The organism is Archangium violaceum (assembly GCF_016887565.1).
Classification (GTDB): domain Bacteria; phylum Myxococcota; class Myxococcia; order Myxococcales; family Myxococcaceae; genus Archangium; species Archangium violaceum_B.
In genome coordinates this window covers 8,191,366-8,207,050 of record NZ_CP069396.1, presented here as the reverse complement: position 1 = coordinate 8,207,050, position 15,685 = coordinate 8,191,366, and the positions used below count along the sequence as shown (strand labels likewise).

At 67.1% G+C, this 15,685-nt stretch carries 14 protein-coding genes; 10 read left to right on the top strand and 4 right to left on the bottom strand.

Annotation, left to right across the window (positions count from 1 at the left end; genetic code table 11):
* Positions 1 to 300 precede the first annotated feature (300 nt).
* The 6 genes from JRI60_RS32670 (at position 301) to JRI60_RS32645 (ending at position 7,459) form a co-directional block, all read left to right on the top strand.
* On the top strand, positions 301 to 1,245 hold the full coding sequence (locus tag JRI60_RS32670; RefSeq protein WP_204219846.1) for a hypothetical protein: 945 nt from the start codon (positions 301 to 303) through the stop codon (positions 1,243 to 1,245).
* Positions 1,246 to 1,356: 111 nt separating this feature from the next.
* A complete protein-coding gene (locus tag JRI60_RS32665; RefSeq protein ID WP_204219845.1) occupies positions 1,357 to 2,157 on the top strand; it encodes a hypothetical protein in 801 nt (266 codons plus the stop codon).
* On the top strand, positions 2,154 to 3,605 hold the full coding sequence (locus JRI60_RS32660; protein WP_204219844.1) for an SBBP repeat-containing protein: 1,452 nt from the start codon (positions 2,154 to 2,156) through the stop codon (positions 3,603 to 3,605). The genes JRI60_RS32665 and JRI60_RS32660 overlap by 4 nt, the downstream gene beginning before the upstream one ends.
* 61 nt (positions 3,606 to 3,666) lie before the next feature.
* Positions 3,667 to 5,268, top strand: coding sequence for a S8 family peptidase (locus JRI60_RS32655; RefSeq protein ID WP_239469837.1), 1,602 nt, complete (start codon positions 3,667 to 3,669; stop codon positions 5,266 to 5,268).
* 96 nt (positions 5,269 to 5,364) lie between these two features.
* Positions 5,365 to 6,405, top strand: a complete 1,041-nt coding sequence (locus tag JRI60_RS32650; RefSeq protein WP_204219842.1) for a hypothetical protein — start codon at positions 5,365 to 5,367, stop codon at positions 6,403 to 6,405.
* Positions 6,406 to 6,520: 115 nt separating this feature from the next.
* The gene (locus JRI60_RS32645) at positions 6,521 to 7,459 is read left to right on the top strand and encodes a Hint domain-containing protein (RefSeq protein ID WP_204219841.1); all 939 of its coding nucleotides are present in this window, start codon (positions 6,521 to 6,523) and stop codon (positions 7,457 to 7,459) included.
* Positions 7,460 to 7,647: 188 nt separating this feature from the next.
* On the opposite strand, the gene JRI60_RS32640 is transcribed toward JRI60_RS32645, so the two are convergent.
* On the bottom strand, positions 7,648 to 8,193 hold the full coding sequence (locus tag JRI60_RS32640) for an Rpn family recombination-promoting nuclease/putative transposase (RefSeq protein WP_239469836.1): 546 nt from the start codon (positions 8,191 to 8,193) through the stop codon (positions 7,648 to 7,650).
* A 138-nt stretch (positions 8,194 to 8,331) separates the two neighbouring features.
* Here JRI60_RS32640 and hslV point away from each other — a divergent pair, with 138 nt between their 5' ends.
* The 4 genes from hslV to JRI60_RS32620 all read left to right on the top strand — a co-directional run bounded on the left by hslV (position 8,332) and on the right by JRI60_RS32620 (position 12,657).
* Positions 8,332 to 8,859: an ATP-dependent protease subunit HslV gene (gene hslV / locus JRI60_RS32635; RefSeq protein WP_204219840.1), complete on the top strand. Its 528-nt coding sequence runs from the start codon at positions 8,332 to 8,334 to the stop codon at positions 8,857 to 8,859.
* A 12-nt stretch (positions 8,860 to 8,871) separates the two neighbouring features.
* A complete protein-coding gene (gene hslU / locus JRI60_RS32630) occupies positions 8,872 to 10,272 on the top strand; it encodes an ATP-dependent protease ATPase subunit HslU (protein ID WP_204219839.1) in 1,401 nt (466 codons plus the stop codon).
* A 101-nt stretch (positions 10,273 to 10,373) separates the two neighbouring features.
* Positions 10,374 to 11,546 (top strand): aspartate aminotransferase family protein, encoded by a 1,173-nt coding sequence (locus tag JRI60_RS32625; protein WP_204229187.1) that lies wholly within the window; start codon positions 10,374 to 10,376, stop codon positions 11,544 to 11,546.
* A gap of 208 nt (positions 11,547 to 11,754) precedes the next feature.
* The gene (locus JRI60_RS32620; RefSeq protein WP_204219838.1) at positions 11,755 to 12,657 is read left to right on the top strand and encodes a hypothetical protein; all 903 of its coding nucleotides are present in this window, start codon (positions 11,755 to 11,757) and stop codon (positions 12,655 to 12,657) included.
* A 277-nt stretch (positions 12,658 to 12,934) separates the two neighbouring features.
* Here JRI60_RS32620 and JRI60_RS32615 read toward each other — a convergent pair whose 3' ends face one another.
* The 3 genes from JRI60_RS32615 to coaE are packed head-to-tail and all read right to left on the bottom strand — an operon-like array spanning position 12,935 to position 15,683.
* Complete coding sequence (locus tag JRI60_RS32615) at positions 12,935 to 13,876, bottom strand: hypothetical protein (protein ID WP_204219837.1); 942 nt, start codon at positions 13,874 to 13,876, stop codon at positions 12,935 to 12,937.
* A gap of 2 nt (positions 13,877 to 13,878) precedes the next feature.
* Positions 13,879 to 15,063 carry an SDR family oxidoreductase gene (locus tag JRI60_RS32610; RefSeq protein WP_204219836.1) on the bottom strand — a complete coding sequence of 395 codons (1,185 nt, stop codon included), beginning with the start codon at positions 15,061 to 15,063 and terminating at the stop codon, positions 13,879 to 13,881.
* A gap of 23 nt (positions 15,064 to 15,086) precedes the next feature.
* Positions 15,087 to 15,683, bottom strand: coding sequence for a dephospho-CoA kinase (gene coaE / locus JRI60_RS32605; RefSeq protein ID WP_204219835.1), 597 nt, complete (start codon positions 15,681 to 15,683; stop codon positions 15,087 to 15,089).
* Between the last annotated feature and the right edge of the window lie 2 nt (positions 15,684 to 15,685).

The following is a 15,685-nucleotide window of genomic DNA, read 5'->3' as shown; positions in this document are numbered from 1 at the left end:
CCTGCTATTTTTTCACGCTGTGGTTTGACACTCCGTGAAAAAGTTTTATACTCGTTTTCCAGGTGAGCGCGGCTTTTCACTTCTTTCAGCTGCGCGGCAGTCGTTGTCTGGACGAGTGCTCCAAATCCGTTCCTGGTCATGAGGCGCCAAGCCCAAGGTTTCCCCAAGGTTTCGTGGGGTAGCCAGAGGGCACTCGTGTAGGGATTTCCTACAGCCAGGCGGGAAAGCAGCACCCCTGTCGTCAGTCGTGGCGCAAGACAGGGACGAAGTCCATTCGAAATCACACCACAGGAGTCGGGCATGAAGAAGAGCCTGTCGCTTTGCGCCGTCACCATGACTCTGGGTCTCGCCACGCAGGCATCCGCGGCGTGGGCCCCCAGCAGCTACCGCTGCGCGTTCGATCAGATCACCAATCAGGATCAGGCCCGTGGCCGCCAGCAGTGGGCCAAGAAGTGGGCGGATGCCGATCCCTACAACATCTCGGCCAACAAGGATCAGCGCTTCTGGGCGGCCATGTTCAACCAGGACGCGCTGGACTCGCTCAACAACTACCAGACCTGGCTCTACCCCGTGTACGTGGATCCCAACCAGGGCTACGATCCGGTGATGGGGCCCGGCGCCGCGGGGAGCGACACCGCCGGCCTCACCGGCGATCAGATCTTCAACCTGGACTACACCATCAAGCCGGTCCAGGTGCTGATGGACGGCGTGTGCGAGCCGGGTTGCTACACGCCGGATCAGAAGGTCCTCTTCCAGAGCGGTGAGGTGCCGATCGAGAAGGCCCAGCAGGCGGGCGCCGACGATCTGGTGACGCTGTCCTCCGAGTCCACCCTGGACGCCGTGCAGCTCGTCAACAACACCGTCGAGCGCTACACGGTGGATCGGGATCCCGTCCGGCAGGACGTCCTCGACTTCCGGATGGCCTCGGGTGGCAAGCTGTCCGTGACGCTCGAGCACCCGCTCGTGACCGGCGAGGGCAGCCTGCGCAAGGCCAAGGAGTTCACCGTTGGTGAGCACCTGGTCCGTCAGGACGGCTCGCTCGATCAGATCGTCACCATCGAGAAGCGCTCGTGGTACGGCCGGGTCTACAACCTGCGCCCGGTGAGCAAGGATCTCACCTCCAACATCCTGGTGGCGGAGGGCTACCTCAATGGCTCCGCCCGTTTCCAGAGCGAGTACGTGGAGGAGCTCAACCGGCTCATCCTGCGCAAGAACGTGCCGGACGACGTCATCCCCCAGAACTGAGTGAGTGACGTTGTATGGCTGGGGGAGGGGAGCCCGTCCACGAGGAGCGGGCTCCCACCCCTGGTGTCTCTCGTCCACCCAGCGCTGCCAGTCCCGAAGTTGGAGCTCCGAATGGACCGCAAGCCTCAATCCAAGCATCTCGTCCTTCCCCTGCTGGCCGTCCTGGTCCTGGGGTCATCCGTCCTCTTCTTCTTCCTGAGCAAGGCGGGCGTGTTCGCCAGTGAGGCGCCCACTCCCGCGCCGGAGCAGCCCCGTGTGGCCGCGAGCCCGCCATCCGAGCCCGCGCGGCCGTTGAGTCCCCAGTCCGGCAAGCCCCAGGTGCCCGTCGAGTCCGCGCATCCCGTGGTCGTCAGTGATCCGTTGGAGACGGACACCACGCCGCCGCTCCTGGCCAAGCCCCGCTCGCCGCTGGATGCCCTCCGTCAGCGCGTCATGGCGGCCAATCCGGACATCGCCCAGTTCCGGCAACTTCAGCGCAAGGTCCTGCTCAAGCCGCAAGAGAAGGAGATGTTGCGCGGCATGTACAAGGATCGCGAGCTCATCGAAGCCGCCAAGAGGGATCTGCTCGCCGCCGACGAGAAGACCTTCACGGAGGAGGGACAGTTCAAGCGGCTCTACCGGGTCGAATATCTGGGGATGGGATTGGAGTGGAAGGAGAACCCGGAACGGCAGGCGCTGTTGAAGGACGTCGAGGAGGTCATCCTCGCCAGGAACATCCGAGCCGATCAGGATCTGGAGCTGCGCCGCTCCCTGTCTGGAGACAAGGTCGAGCTCTTCATGGTCATGCTCTACAACGATCGCAAGCGGGCCGAGGAACTGCTGGCGAGCGTGCGCGGTACGGACCTGGAAAAGCTGCTCAAGTACTCCATGCTTCGCTACGACGCCCTCTGGGCACTCGCGGACAAAAAATGAACACGCTCCTACGCTCCACGCTTCACGCCTCCAAGCTGCTCTCCGCCCTGTTGCTGGCCTGGACGGGTTGCGATACCCCTAACGTCGATGAGCCCAATGGTGACCCCACCGGCTGCGAGGCATCCGGGACCTGTGGAAATCTGGGCTCCCCCCCTTGCTCACGGGTGCACGTCTGGGACATCTGGCAATTCGGCACGGACCAGGACGATACGGGGGTCGCGATTGGCACCGATGATGAGTGCAATATCTATGTCGCGGGCAACACCCGGGGCCGCTTCAGTGGGGCTGGCAACCTCAACGTGACGGAGGCCGGAGCGGGGCTGGATGTCTTCTCCGCCCGTTTTCCGCCGATCATGCCGGACACCAGCCCCGCGGGGACGTTGTTCTTTCCCGACGTGAGGATCACCCAGCTGGGTTCCGCGGGCGAAGACAGTGTCAAGGACATCGCCATCGCGTCCGATAGGACGACCTACCTGGTGGGGAGTACCGCCGGTCAGATGCCAGGCGCGTCCGAGTCCGGACAGGGCTTCAATGACATCTTCGCCACGAAGTTGCGCTCCACTGGCACCCGGGAATGGACACGGCAGTACGGCTCGGCCGAGGAAGATGCCGCGCTGGGCGTCGCCTTGCGTCAAGAGAGCAATGGCGTCAACGCCTACATCGCGGGCACCTCACAGGAGGATGTCTACGAAGGCTTCCAGATCACCCTCGACAAGCTGAGCCCGGACGGCACGATCGCCACGCGGAAGATGTATGGGACGTCCGACCATGATCGGGCCGAGGGCCTCGCGCTCGACTCGTCCGGCAACATCTTCATCGTGGGCTCGACGATGGGTGATTACAAGGAGCCTGGGAGCCACGCGGGCTCCACGGATGTGTTCGTCACGAAGATTGCCCAGGATGACCTGGACGTGGAGGCGTGGAAGAGCCAGGTGGCAACGTCCGACATCGACGCGGCGCTCGATGCGGTGGTGGATGACGCGGGTCATCTCTATGTCCTGGCCGTTTCCTTCAGCGATCTCGAGCAGGGCATGTCCGAGAACGACGGCCTCCAGAACTCGTTCCTGCTGAAGTACAGCGTGAATGGAGACCGGCCGGAGTGGATCAAGCGGATCGGCGTGAAGTCGAAGTTCAGCCGTGCGACGGGGATGGCGCTCGACACGGAGGGCAGGGTCTACGTCGCGGGCTTCACGACCGGCGCGATGCAGGAGGGCAAGAACAACGCTGGAGGCCGGGATGCGTTCGTCGCCAGGTACGACGCCCAGGGGAACATGGACTGGTCCCGTCAGATCGGAACGACCGGCAACGACGAGGCTTCCGACGTCATCGTCACCAAGGCGGGAGACGTCGTCATCACGGGCTTCACGACGGGCGATCTGTGGGGATTGGGCAGCCAGGGCCGGCAGGATGCGTTCATCGCCCGCTTCAATCTGAATTCACAGCCGTAACGACTATCCGAACAAGAGGAGCGATTCCATGAGTGCCAGGAGTGTTCAGCTGGGTGGTGTCATGCGTGGTCTGTCCATGGCGCTTGCCCTGGGGGTTGCCGCCCCGGCGGTCGCGGGGGCGCGGGAGCTGGAGCCCCGAGTGTTGCCGAAGAAGGGAGTTGCCGCGAGCCAGCGCAGGGACGTCCAGGTCTCGCGCGTCGTCATCAAGTTCCATGAGGGCACCCATGTGCGCCTGCGGGGCAGCTCGCTGAGCGTGGACGTGGCGGAGCGTAGCGAGCAGGAGCGCTCCAAGCTGTCCGCGCTCCGGTTGGACGATGCCCGGCTGTCGTCGGATCTGGAGATCGTCCACAAGGCCGTGTCGCGAGAGTCTCGCGCGGGCAGGCTGGCCCGGTTGTTCACCGCGGACGAGCGGACGCTGACGGCCAACAAGGCCACCGCGGAGCTCCGCGGTGGGCGGGAGATGGCGGACCTCAACCTGTACATGGAGGTGCCCCTGGCGGAGGGCACCACCGCCTCGGACATGGCGAAGCTGGTGGCCGAGCTCGACGCGCTGCCGAGCGTGGAGACCGCCTATGCCGAGCCGCTGGCGGAGCCCGCGGCGGTCTCCTTGCCCCAGCTGGTGACGTCCGTGCTGGGCGCCGTGGACCTGGCTCCGACCACCCCGCAGTTCCAGGGGGAGCAGGGCTACCTCCAGGCCGCGCCGCTGGGCGTGGACGCGCTGTACGCGTGGACCGTCGCCGGAGGCAATGGCTCGGGCGTGAAGATCGTCGACGTGGAGGGCGCGTGGCGCACCACTCACGAGGATCTGCCCACCTTCTTCCATACGGGGGGCACCCAGTTCGCCGACATCGGCTGGCGCAACCATGGCACCGCGGTGGTGGGTGAGATGGTGGGCGTACAGAACGGTTATGGCGTGACGGGCATTGCCCATGGGGCCCAGATTGGCCACGAGGCCATTGGCGCGCAGAGCGTGGCCAGTGCCATCACCAATGCCGCCAACGCGGTGGGGGCGGGAGGCGTCGTCCTGATCGAGCTGCACCGCCTGGGACCGGCCAACAGCACTCCCTGCACGTGCAACACCCCGCAGTGCGACTACATCGCCATGGAGTACTGGCAGGCGGAGTACGACGCCATCTCCCTGGCTTCCATCAATGGCGTGACGGTGGTCGAGGCCGCCGGCAACGGCAGCTCGAACCTGGATGACGCCGCCTACGGGGGTGTCTTCAACCGCAACACGCGAGACTCCGGTGCCATCCTCGTGGGCGCCAGCTCGTCCGCGGGCCGGGTGCCAATGTGCTGGACCAACTATGGCAGCCGGGTGGACGTGCACGCCTGGGGCGAGGTGGTCACCTCGACGGGTTACGGGGACCGCTTCAACCCGGGTGACGAGAACCAGTACTACACCTCGGTGTTCAGCGGCACCTCCAGCGCTTCCCCCATCGTCACCGCCTCGGTCGCCAGCATCCAGGGGGCCCTGAAGGCCAATGGGCGCTACCCGCTGTCGCCCCTGGCGATTCGTGATCTCCTGGTGTCCACGGGGACCGCGCAGGCCGCCGACGCGAAGCAGATTGGACCGAGGCCCGATCTGCGCCGTGCGCTCGGCAAGCTCAACCTCCGTCCGGCGCTGGCCCCGGTCTCGCTCCAGTCGGCCCATAACGACTGACGGAGCGCGGGAGGCGGGGTCGCTCGGCCCCGCCTCCGCCTGATGTGAAAGCCGCTTCGCTGTTTGTCGATGTCTTGAGGATTGGAGTCATCAGCCATGAAGAATCCCTCCCTGTGGGTGCTCGCGCTTTGCGTGAGTGCCACGAACGCCTTCGCCCTCGAGCAGCAGGAACAGCAAGCGCAGCTCCGGGCGGTCGACATGCTCGAGATGTACCCGGAGGAACCCAGCGAGGGTGGCGGAGGAGGTGGAGTCCCGCCTCCTCCCTGGACGCCCAGCTACTACCGGTGCGCGCAGGATCAGCTCAACAGCGACCAGGGGGAAGGTCGCCAGAAATGGGCCCAGCGATGGGCCAACAACGACCCGTACAACATCTCGGCCACCCGGGATCAGCGTTTCTGGCTGTCGGAGTACACGGCGTACTCCACGACCGCCTTCGTGGACTACGGCATGTGGCTCTATCCCGTGTACGTGGATCCTGACAATTATTACGTGCCGTACCTCGGTCCGGGCGCGCCCAACTCCCCGACCGCGGGTTACACCGGCAGCCAGATCCTCAACGCCAGCTATACCTTGAAGCCCGTCCAGGTGCTCGTGGATGGTATTTGCGAGCCGGGTTGCTACATGCCGGACCAGAAGGTTCTCTTCCAGGATGGGGCCGTCTCCATCGAAGAGGCCCAGACGAGGGGCGTCGCCGACCTGGTGACGCTGGCGCCGGAGTCGACGCTGGATTCCATCCAGCTCGTCCGCGACACCGTCGAGCGCTACACGCTGGATCGGGATGCCTCCAGCCAGGAGATCCTCCACTTCCGCATGGAGTCCGGGGGCAAGCTGGCCGTGACGCTCGAGCACCCGCTCGTGACGAGCGAGGGCCGTGTGAAGAAGGCCCGACTATTCGTCGCCGGCGAGCACCTGGTGAAGCAGGATGGCTCCCTGGACGAGATCGTCTCCATCGAAGCGCGGCAATGGTACGGCAAGGTCTACAACCTGCGTCCCCGGAGCAGAGAGCTCACGTCGAACATCCTGGTCGCGGAGGGTTATCTCAACGGCTCGGGTCGTTTCCAGAGCGAGCTCGTCGAGGAGCTCAACCGGATCATCCTACGCGACAACGTGCCGGATGAAGTCATCCCACGGAACTGAATGACGCTTTTCACCCAGCATTGAAGAGCTGAGGCGGGCAACTCCCGCATCACACGCAGTCCCTCTGGCCTGGAGACCACCACGCATGAAGAAAAACATCTATTCCCTTGCTGCCATGACGATTCTGGGTATTGCATCCCAGGCATCCGCCGTCACCTGGGCTCCCTCAGAGTACCGTTGCACCTTTGATCAGATCACCAACTCGAGCCAGGCCTATGGGCGGCAGCGGTGGGCCCAGATTCAGGCGAACAAGAACCTCTATCAGCTCGCGGGCAAACCGAAGGACAGCCGCTTCTGGTCCCCCGTCTTCACGGAGGATGCCAACACCGCGTATCTCACTTATCAGATCTACATCTACCCGGTGTATGTGGATCCCAGGGTGAACTACGACATCTGGATCGGGCCCGGTGCCGCCGGCTCCCAGGCCCAGGTGACGCCCAGCTCCTGGACCCTGACGGGTGAACAGCTCGCTCAACTGGGCCACCTGGAGAAGCCCGCGGACGTCCTCAACGATGGCGTGTGCGAGCCGGGTTGCTACACCCCCGACCAGCAGGTCCTCTTCGAGGCGGGTGAGCAGAGCATCTCCGCGGCCCAGTCCATTGGCCGCGCGGATCTGATCACCCTCTCGCCGGACGCCACCCTCGACAACCTCACCTACATCGCCAACCCTGTCGCGACCTACACCCTGGACAAGGATCCCGCGAAGCAGGAGATCCTGGACTTCCACATGGAGTCGGGTGGCAGCCTGTCGGTGACGGAGCATCACCCGCTCGTCACCAGCGAGGGCGCAGTCTCCAAGGCCATGGATTTCATCCCGGGTGAGTACCTGGTCAAGCAGGATGGCACGCTCGACAAGATCCTCGCCATCGAGCGGCGGGAGTGGTTCGGCAAGGTCTACAACCTGCGTCCCGTGAGCCGGGATCTCACCTCCAACATCCTGGTGGCCCAGGGCTATCTCAATGGCTCCATCCGCTACCAGAGCGAGTACGTGGAGGAGCTCAACCGGATCATCCTGCGCAACAACGTCCCCGCGGATCTCGTCCTCGGGGAGTGAGCGCGGTGTTCGAAGACCTCTGTAGGTAGAAGAAGCCGGCCCTGTGTGGCCGGCTTTTTTTTTGGCCCAGGGGTTGATGGTCTTGGATGTGAGCTGGGATCGGCTCCAGGCCGTCTACGACGCCGCGCACCGGAGGGAGTCATCACCGGGTACGACGAGCGCCTTCGTCTGCTCGGGAGCTCGTCTGTTCATCGATCCTGCAAAGCGCGACCTTGTAGCCCAGCATGCGGAGGCGGGTCGCCGAAGCGTGGCATCAGCGCCCTCCAGCGCTCCCGTTGTTCCCCCTCGCCCGGCACGTCGAAGAGCTCCTCCGCCCGGCGGGGTGCCGACCAGGCCCCGTCCGGCCCGTGGTACATGACCAGCGGGATGATGACCGGGAGCACCGTGCTCTCCGGATGCTGTGTGCGCCAGTGCTCCACCTGCCGGACCACGTAACGCAGCATTCTCAGCGCCATCCACCTGTCCACCGAGGACTGGTGTTCGAGCAGCACATACAGCCGCAACGGCCGGCCCTCGCGCAGGCGGGCCGTGAAGAGCAGGTCGCTCTCGGTCTCCCTCAGCTCCGGGTCCACGACGGAGCCGGACTCTCTCCGCAGGGACGACCAGTCCACCTCGGAGACGACATGCGGAGGCAGGACGGCACGCAGTTCCGCCGCGGCTCGCTCGGGGTGGCCGAAGGTGAAGCGTGCGAAGAGGTCATGGGGTCCGGGCATGGCGAGCGGCGCCGGAAGCATGCGCCGGGCCAATGCACCGCCCCTCTCAAGGCGCGCTGAACGACGCTCCAGGCGGGGCTACTGCGAAAAGGGTGCGAGGGCGAACAGCCAGTCGGGGAACGATGGAATCCCCCGCTTCCACTTGTTAAACCCCCCTCCATGTTCCACGGCACCACCATCCTCTGCGTCCGCCGCGAGGGAAAGGTCGTCATCGCGGGCGATGGTCAGGTCAGTCTCGACAAGACCATCATGAAGAACACGGCGAAGAAGGTGCGCCGCATCGGCGAGGGCTCCGTCATCGCCGGCTTCGCGGGCAGCACCGCCGACGCCTTCACCCTCTTCGAGCGCTTCGAGGCTCGTCTCAAGGAGCACCAGAAGAACCTGGCCCGCGCCTGCGTGGAGCTCGGGAAGGACTGGCGCACCGACCGCTTCCTCCGCCGCCTGGAGGCCCTGCTCGTCGTGGCCGATCGCGAGAAGACCTTCATCCTCTCCGGCTCCGGCGACGTCATCGAGCCCGACTACGGCATCGCCGCCGTGGGCAGCGGTGGCTCCTACGCGCTCGCCGCCGCCCGCGCCCTCATGGCGCACACGCAGCTGCCCGCCCGTGAGGTGGCCACCCACGCCATGCAGATCGCCGCGGACATCTGCATCTACACCAACTCCAACATCTCCATCGAAGAGCTCTGAGGGGGCGTCACCGTGAGCAACGCACGAAAGAACCCCACCTTCACTCCGCGCGAGGTCGTGGGCGAGCTGGACCGCTACATCGTCGGGCAGAACGCCGCCAAGCGCGCGGTGGCCATCGCCCTGCGCAACCGCTGGCGCCGCCAGCAGGTCTCCGAGGACCTGCGCGATGAGATCCACCCCAAGAACATCATCATGATCGGCCCCACCGGCGTGGGGAAGACGGAGATCGCCCGGCGCCTGGCGAAGCTCGCCCAGGCTCCCTTCGTCAAGGTGGAGGCCTCCAAGTTCACCGAGGTCGGCTACGTGGGCCGCGATGTCGAGTCCATGGTGCGCGACCTCGTCGAGGCCGCCATCGCGCTCGTGCGCGACGAGGAGATGGAGAAGGTGCGCGCCCGCGCCACGGAGATCGCCGAGGATCGGCTGGCGCAGCTGCTCTCCGGCCAGGGGCCCACCCCGCGTCCCTCGGGGGGCATCGGCTTCATGGCGCCTCCGCCGCCGCCCTCCGCGCCCCGGCTCGGGGATATGGAGCGCGAGAAGCTCCGCGCCCAGCTGCGCGCCGGCACGCTCGATGACCAGGAGGTGGAGCTCGAGACCACCGAGAGCGGGACTCCCACCTTCCTGCGCAACTTCTCCGGCCAGGGCATGGAGGAGATCGGCGTCAACCTGCAGGATCTCTTCAAGAACATGCCCGGCATGAGCCGCTCGCAGCGGCGCAAGGTGCGTGCCCCCGAGGCCCTGCGCCTGCTGGAGCGCGAGGAGGCCGCCAAGCTGGTGGACGGCGACCGCGTCAACCGCGAGGCGCTCGTGCGCGCGGAGACCAGCGGCATCATCTTCATCGACGAGATCGACAAGATCGCCAGCCGCGAGGGCGGAGGGAAGGGCGCCGGCCCGGACGTGTCGCGCGAGGGCGTGCAGCGCGACATCCTCCCCATCGTCGAGGGCTCCACCGTCAACACCAAGTACGGCCAGGTGAAGACGGACCACATGCTCTTCATCGCCGCGGGGGCCTTCCACGTCTCCAAGCCGAGCGACCTCATCCCCGAGCTCCAGGGCCGCTTCCCCATCCGCGTGGAGCTCGAGCCCCTCACGGGCGAGGACCTGGTGCGCATCCTCCGCGAGCCGCGCAACTCGCTCATCCGCCAGTACACCGCGCTGCTCGCCACCGAGGGCGTGCAGCTGAAATTCTCCGACGACGCCATCATGGAACTGGCCCGCATCGCACAGTCCGTGAACGAGCGCACCGAGAACATCGGCGCTCGGCGCCTGCACACTGTTCTGGAGAGGTTGCTGGACGAGGTATCCTTCAACGCCAGCGAGCAGGGCCCGAAGGACCTGCAGATCGATGCCGCGTACGTCCGCGAACGCCTCGCCTCCGTCGTCCAGGACGAGGACCTGTCGCGCTACATCCTCTAGCCCACCCGGGAGTCCCCGTGCCCCTCACCACTCCGACGAAGAACGCCAATACCGAAGCCGCCTCGAAGGCCGCCTCCACCGCCGGCAAGAACGAGCAGTGGATGGAGAAGGCCAAGGCCCACCTGCTGCAGAACTACAAGCAGCAGCCCATCGTGCTGGAGCGCGGGCTGGGCTCGCGCGTCTGGGACGCCGAGGGCCGTGAGTATCTGGACCTGCTCGGCGGCATCGCCACGTGCGGGCTCGGCCACTGCCACCCGGAGGTGGTCGCCGCCGTGCGCAGCCAGCTGGAGAAGCTCTGGCACGTCTCCAACGTCTTCTACTCCGAGCCGCAGATCGAGCTGGCCGGCCGGCTCACCGCCGCCTCGGGCCTGCAGCGCGCCTTCTTCTGCAACTCGGGCGCCGAGGCCAACGAGGCCCTCATCAAGCTGGCCCGCAAGGTCCAGAAGGACCGCGGCAACCCGGACCGCTACGAGATCATCACCTTCGAGAACTCCTTCCACGGGCGCACCCTGGCCACCGTCACCGCCACCGGCCAGACGAAGTACCAGAAGGGCTTCGAGCCGCTCCCGGCCGGCTTCACCCACGTGCCCTACGGGGACCTGGAGGCCGTGAAGAAGGCCGTGGGCCCGAACACCGCCGCCATCCTCGTGGAGCCCATCCAGGGCGAGGGCGGCGTGCGCTCGGCTCCCGCGGGCTTCCTCAAGGCCCTGCGCGCCCTGTGCGACGAGAAGGGCCTGCTGCTGCTCGTGGATGAGATCCAGACCGGCATGGGCCGCACCGGCAAGGTCTTCGCCTACCAGCACGAGGACATCCTCCCGGATGGCATCAGCCTGGCGAAGTCGCTCGGCAACGGCCTGCCCATTGGCGCCATGCTGTGCACCGAGGAGGCCGGCAAGAGCCTGGTGCCGGGCACCCACGGCTCCACCTTCGGCGGCAACCTCATCGCCGCCACCGCCGCCAACGTCGTCCTGCGCAAGGTGACGGATCCGCAGATGCTCCGCGACGTGACGCAGAAGGGGGATTACTTCCTCTCCCGCCTGCGCGAGCTCCAGGGTCGCCTGCCCACCGTCGTCAAGGAGGCGCGCGGCCATGGCCTGCTGATCGGCGTGGAGCTCTTCCAGGACGCCGCGCCCTACATCGCCAAGTGCCGCGAGCTCGGCCTGCTCCTCAACGCCGCCGGCGAGAAGACCCTCCGCTTCGCCCCGGCCTACACCGTCACCCATGACGAGCTCGACCAGGGCGTGCGCCTCCTCGAGCGCGCCCTCAAGTCCTGAGGGACGGCCTCTCCCGGGAGTGTGCGCTCGCCGTCCGGGCGCACACTCTCCGGAAATGAAGGAGATTGTTCGAGGGTGTAGGGATTCCGCTCGTTTGGAAAAATCCGCCAAAAGTGTTTGACGCGGTCCCGGTGGGGGCTTAGGATTTCTCAAGTTCTTGAGCTTTCCTGAGTTCCCCTGGGGGGACTCCTCCGTTCCGGAGGTCCCGATGATTGCCCCACACGCCTCTTTCGGTAGCGAGCAGGCCCCGAGCCACGACGCCATCCGGGCCAACCAGCTCATCGAGGCGGGGCTCTGGCTGCGCCTCGGAGGCGACGCCGAGGGCGCCCAGCGCCTCTTCGTGCGTGCCCTGGCGCATGACCCCTCCAACCCCCGGGCCCGCGAGTGGCTCGCCAAGAGCGGCAACGCCGCGGTCACGAGGCCTCCGCCGCCCGCCGTGCGCCCGCTGGCCGCCGTGCCCCGGCCCGTGGCGCCCCAGCCCGCGCTGGAGGTGAGCGTCATCCTGTTGGACGAGGAGATGGAGGTGGCGCCCGCCGCTCCGGCTCAGGGCAGCCACATCACCGCCGACGTGCTGGCCTTCCTCTCCGAGGCGCCGCTCGAGGAGGAGAAGCCGGTGGTGGCGGCTCCCCGGCGGGTGGAGGCGCCCCGGCCGGTCACGCCCGCTCGGGTGAGCACGCCCCTGCGTGCGATCACGCCCCCGCCCGTGCCCGTGCCCCAGGTGGCTCCCCGGACGGACGTGGTCACGCTGCTTCAGGGCGTGGAGGAGCTGCTCTCGTTGGGAGATCCGTCGAGCGCCATGGCGCTGGTGCTCAAGGCCGAGGCGCTCGCTCCGGGCGATGCTCGGCTGGCGAGTGCTCGCGAGCGCTGCGCGCGCGCGCAGCAGGCCGCGCTGGAGGCGAAGCTGGGGGACCTGAAGCGGGTGCCCGTGCTGAAGCTGCGCATGGCGGACCTGATGCGGCTCAGCCTGGATCCCCGCGCGGGCTTCCTGCTGTCGCGGATCGACGGGCAGCTCACCTACGAGGCGCTCTTCTCCGTCTCCGGCATGTCCCGGCTGGACACGTTGCGTGTCCTGGCCCACCTGCTGGACCAGGACATCATCACCGTTCGCTGAATCGGGCCGAGGCCTGGTGGAGTGTCCGCGAAGTTCGTGGACAGAGTCGTGTTGCGCATGCTCCCTCTCCCTCTGGGAGAGGGCGGGGGGTGAGGGTCGTCACGTCACCCTCGTGTTCCTCGCCCCGGCTTGCATCGCGGCACGCAATTGCCCTCCTCGCCGTCTCTCTGTGAGCTCCCATGTGGGGATGCGCTCCAGGGGGAAGACCCTCACCCTAGCCCTCTCCCAGAGGGAGAGGGGACATCCACGGGCCCTCGGACCCTGTCCAAGGACTCCACTAGTAACGGAACAGCCGGAAGGCGTAGCTGCCCGGCTCGGCCTGCGGCGAGTAGAGGTTGAGGTAGACCCGGGTGTTGCCGCCGGGAGAGGAGATGTCCACGTACGCGGCGCGGGCGGTGCGGAACGGGTTCTTCACGTCCTCGCGGGTGAAGGCGGCGAGCGCGGGCAGGAAGCGGCTGGTGTCGAACTCGATCCGGTACGTGGTGCCCTGGGTGACGTCGAGGGCGATCCAGTCCTCGTCCTGGCCGTACTCGAAGCGCCCGTAGCGGGTGTTCGGGGTGTTGGTGCCGCCCACGTCCGGGACGAAGAGGGTGGAGTCGGCCGGGAGGTCGCCGTAGTCATCCTTGCCCACCAGGCTGGAGGTGAGGGCGTAGGCGCCGGTGGCGGCGGAGGCATCCATCGGCGAGTGGCTCACGCGCACGTAGTAGGGCGCGGAGGCGCGGGCCTTGAAGCCCACCTGGGCCTTGGGACGGCCGTCGTGGGCGCGGATCCACTCACCGCCCTGATCGAACACGTCCACGCGCGGCATGAGCGAGCCGGGCCCAGGCTCCACGGTGACGGTGTAGACGTTGTCGACGGTGCCGTCGATCTTGAAGAAGTCGTAGTCGCCGACGGGCTCGATGCTCTGCTGGCGCTGGACGTTGGTGGCGAGCGGGGCGGCGCGGGACAGGCAGTCATCCGGCTCGGAGGTATCGCCGCCGTGCTCGGGGCAGTTGACGGCGGTGAGGGGCTCGCAGGCGCCGCTCGGCCGCAGGACGGTGCCCGGCTTGCAGAGGCAGCGCGCGTTGCCGTCCTCGTTGACGCACTGGGTCTTGTCACCCTGGGTGCAGGGGTTGGGGTCGCACGGGTTCTTCTCGACATCGGGGCCCGTGTTCACGAAGCAGCCCGTGCCGAGCACGGCACCGAGCGGAAGGAAGAGGAGGCGGGAGAGGTGGCGCATGATTAGCGGCTCCGACGAGGGCCGGTGCCCGTTTCTTCATCGGGGATGGTGGGGGTCCGGTCCAGCGGGTCCTCGACCTCGGTGGCCTGCTCGCGGCGCTGGCGGTACTGATCGCGCACGTAGGCCACCAGCTGATCCAGATAGGAGGAGAGGGGAGGGCAGCGGATGCCAGTGCCGTCCAGCAGCTCCAGGGTGTTGTGGCAGTTGTAGATGGCCAGGTGGTTGACGTAGTTGAGGGCGGCGCGCTGGGGGCGGGCGAGCTTCTCCAGCACGGGCAGGCGCATCATCACGTCCGCGGCCCGGGCGCTCAGGTTGAAGCGGGGCAGCTTCTTGTGGGCCTTCTCGGCAATGAGCTCGTAGACGCGGCGGGCGCTCATGGGGTTGGGGTCCACCAGGTGGAAGGTGCGGCCCACGGCGCGCTCGTCGTGCGACAGCGTCCACACCGCGCGCACCACGTAGTCCACGGGCACCACGTTGAGCGGGGCCACGCCGTTGCCGGGCAGCGGCAGGGGCACCACCAGCGGGCTCGTCACCAGGAGGATGCCCAGGTAGTAGGGGCCCTCGAAGCGGTCGATCTCCCCCGTGCGCGAGTCCCCCACCACGCTGCACGGGCGGAAGATGGTGACGGGCATGTTGGAGGCGGCGGCGCGCTGGACGAGCCGCTCCGCCTGGAACTTGGTCTCCTCGTAGACGTTGCGGAAACCCTGGCCGCAGTCCAGCTCGTCCTCGGCGATGACGCCCACCCGGTCCCCGGAGACGTGGCAGGAGGAGAAGTGGTTGAAGCGCTTGAGGTGCTCGCAGTCGCGTGCCAGCTCCAGCACGTTGCGGGTGCCGTCCACGTTGATGCGCCAGGCCGTCTCCTTGGGGACGCCCAGGTAGAAGACGGCGGCCAGATGGTAGATGTGCGTCACCCGCTCGCACAGCCGCTGGTACTCCTCACCGGACAGGCCCAGGTGCATGTCCACGATGTCGCCGGTGAGCAGCTCCAGCGTGGCCCCCGTCCCGTGCAGCCGGGAAGCCACTTGCTGGGCCTCCTTGAGGTGCTTGGGCTGCACCAGGGCATAGACATGGGCCTTGGGCTCCTCCCGGATGATGTGCTCGACCAGCCGCTTGCCGATGAACCCCGGGAAGCCGGTGATGAAGTACGTCCCGGCCTTGCCGCGGGGCTCCTTGCGCTTCTCGCTCATGGGCGGCGGAGCATACCCGTCCCTCAGCCGCGCGCGAGCATGGCGCGCCACACCTCTTCCACCTGGGCCCGGGTTGCTCCCAGATCTCCCGAGTTGTCCACCAGCCAGGTCGCATGCTGGCGTTTCTCATCGAGCGGTAGCTGAGCGGCCAGCCGGGCCTCCGCCGCCGCCTCGTCCAGGCCGTCGCGCGACATGAGCCGGGCCTTCTGCACCTGGCGGGGCACCCACACCAGCACCACCCCGTTCATGGCCTCGTGCAGCCGGTTCTCGATGAGGAGGGGAGCGTCATAGAGGAGGTGCTCCACCCCCGCCTCGGCCAGCGCCTGGGTGCGCAGGAGGAACTGCTGTCCGATGAGCGGGTGGAGGATGGCGTTGAGGGCGGCCCGCTCCTTCGGGTCCCCGAAGACGCGCGCCCCCAGCTTCGCCCGATCCAACCGCCCCTCCGCGTCCAGCACGCCCGGGAAGCGCTCGGCCACGGCGGCGAGGCCCGGGGTGCCGGGCTCCACCACCTCGCGGGCGATGACGTCCGCGTCCAGCACCTGGGCGCCCAGCTCCCGCAGCATCCGGCTCACGGTGCTCTTGCCGGAGGCGATACCGCCAGTCAGTCCGTAGATTTTCAAGC

Excerpts from the sequence above, each read along its gene's own strand:
- JRI60_RS32660 (WP_204219844.1), top strand. The coding sequence starts at position 2,154 with ATGAACACGCTCCTACGCTCCACGCTTCACGCCTCCAAGCTGCTCTCC.
- JRI60_RS32610 (WP_204219836.1), bottom strand. The coding sequence starts at position 15,063 with ATGAGCGAGAAGCGCAAGGAGCCCCGCGGCAAGGCCGGGACGTACTTC.
- JRI60_RS32615 (WP_204219837.1), bottom strand. The coding sequence starts at position 13,876 with ATGCGCCACCTCTCCCGCCTCCTCTTCCTTCCGCTCGGTGCCGTGCTC.
- JRI60_RS32650 (WP_204219842.1), top strand. The coding sequence starts at position 5,365 with ATGAAGAATCCCTCCCTGTGGGTGCTCGCGCTTTGCGTGAGTGCCACG.
- JRI60_RS32625 (WP_204229187.1), top strand. The coding sequence starts at position 10,374 with ATGGAGAAGGCCAAGGCCCACCTGCTGCAGAACTACAAGCAGCAGCCC.
- JRI60_RS32640 (WP_239469836.1), bottom strand. The coding sequence starts at position 8,193 with ATGCTTCCGGCGCCGCTCGCCATGCCCGGACCCCATGACCTCTTCGCA.
- hslV (WP_204219840.1), top strand. The coding sequence starts at position 8,332 with ATGTTCCACGGCACCACCATCCTCTGCGTCCGCCGCGAGGGAAAGGTC.
- JRI60_RS32670 (WP_204219846.1), top strand. The coding sequence starts at position 301 with ATGAAGAAGAGCCTGTCGCTTTGCGCCGTCACCATGACTCTGGGTCTC.
- JRI60_RS32665 (WP_204219845.1), top strand. The coding sequence starts at position 1,357 with ATGGACCGCAAGCCTCAATCCAAGCATCTCGTCCTTCCCCTGCTGGCC.
- JRI60_RS32620 (WP_204219838.1), top strand. The coding sequence starts at position 11,755 with ATGATTGCCCCACACGCCTCTTTCGGTAGCGAGCAGGCCCCGAGCCAC.
- JRI60_RS32645 (WP_204219841.1), top strand. The coding sequence starts at position 6,521 with ATGACGATTCTGGGTATTGCATCCCAGGCATCCGCCGTCACCTGGGCT.
- JRI60_RS32655 (WP_239469837.1), top strand. The coding sequence starts at position 3,667 with ATGCGTGGTCTGTCCATGGCGCTTGCCCTGGGGGTTGCCGCCCCGGCG.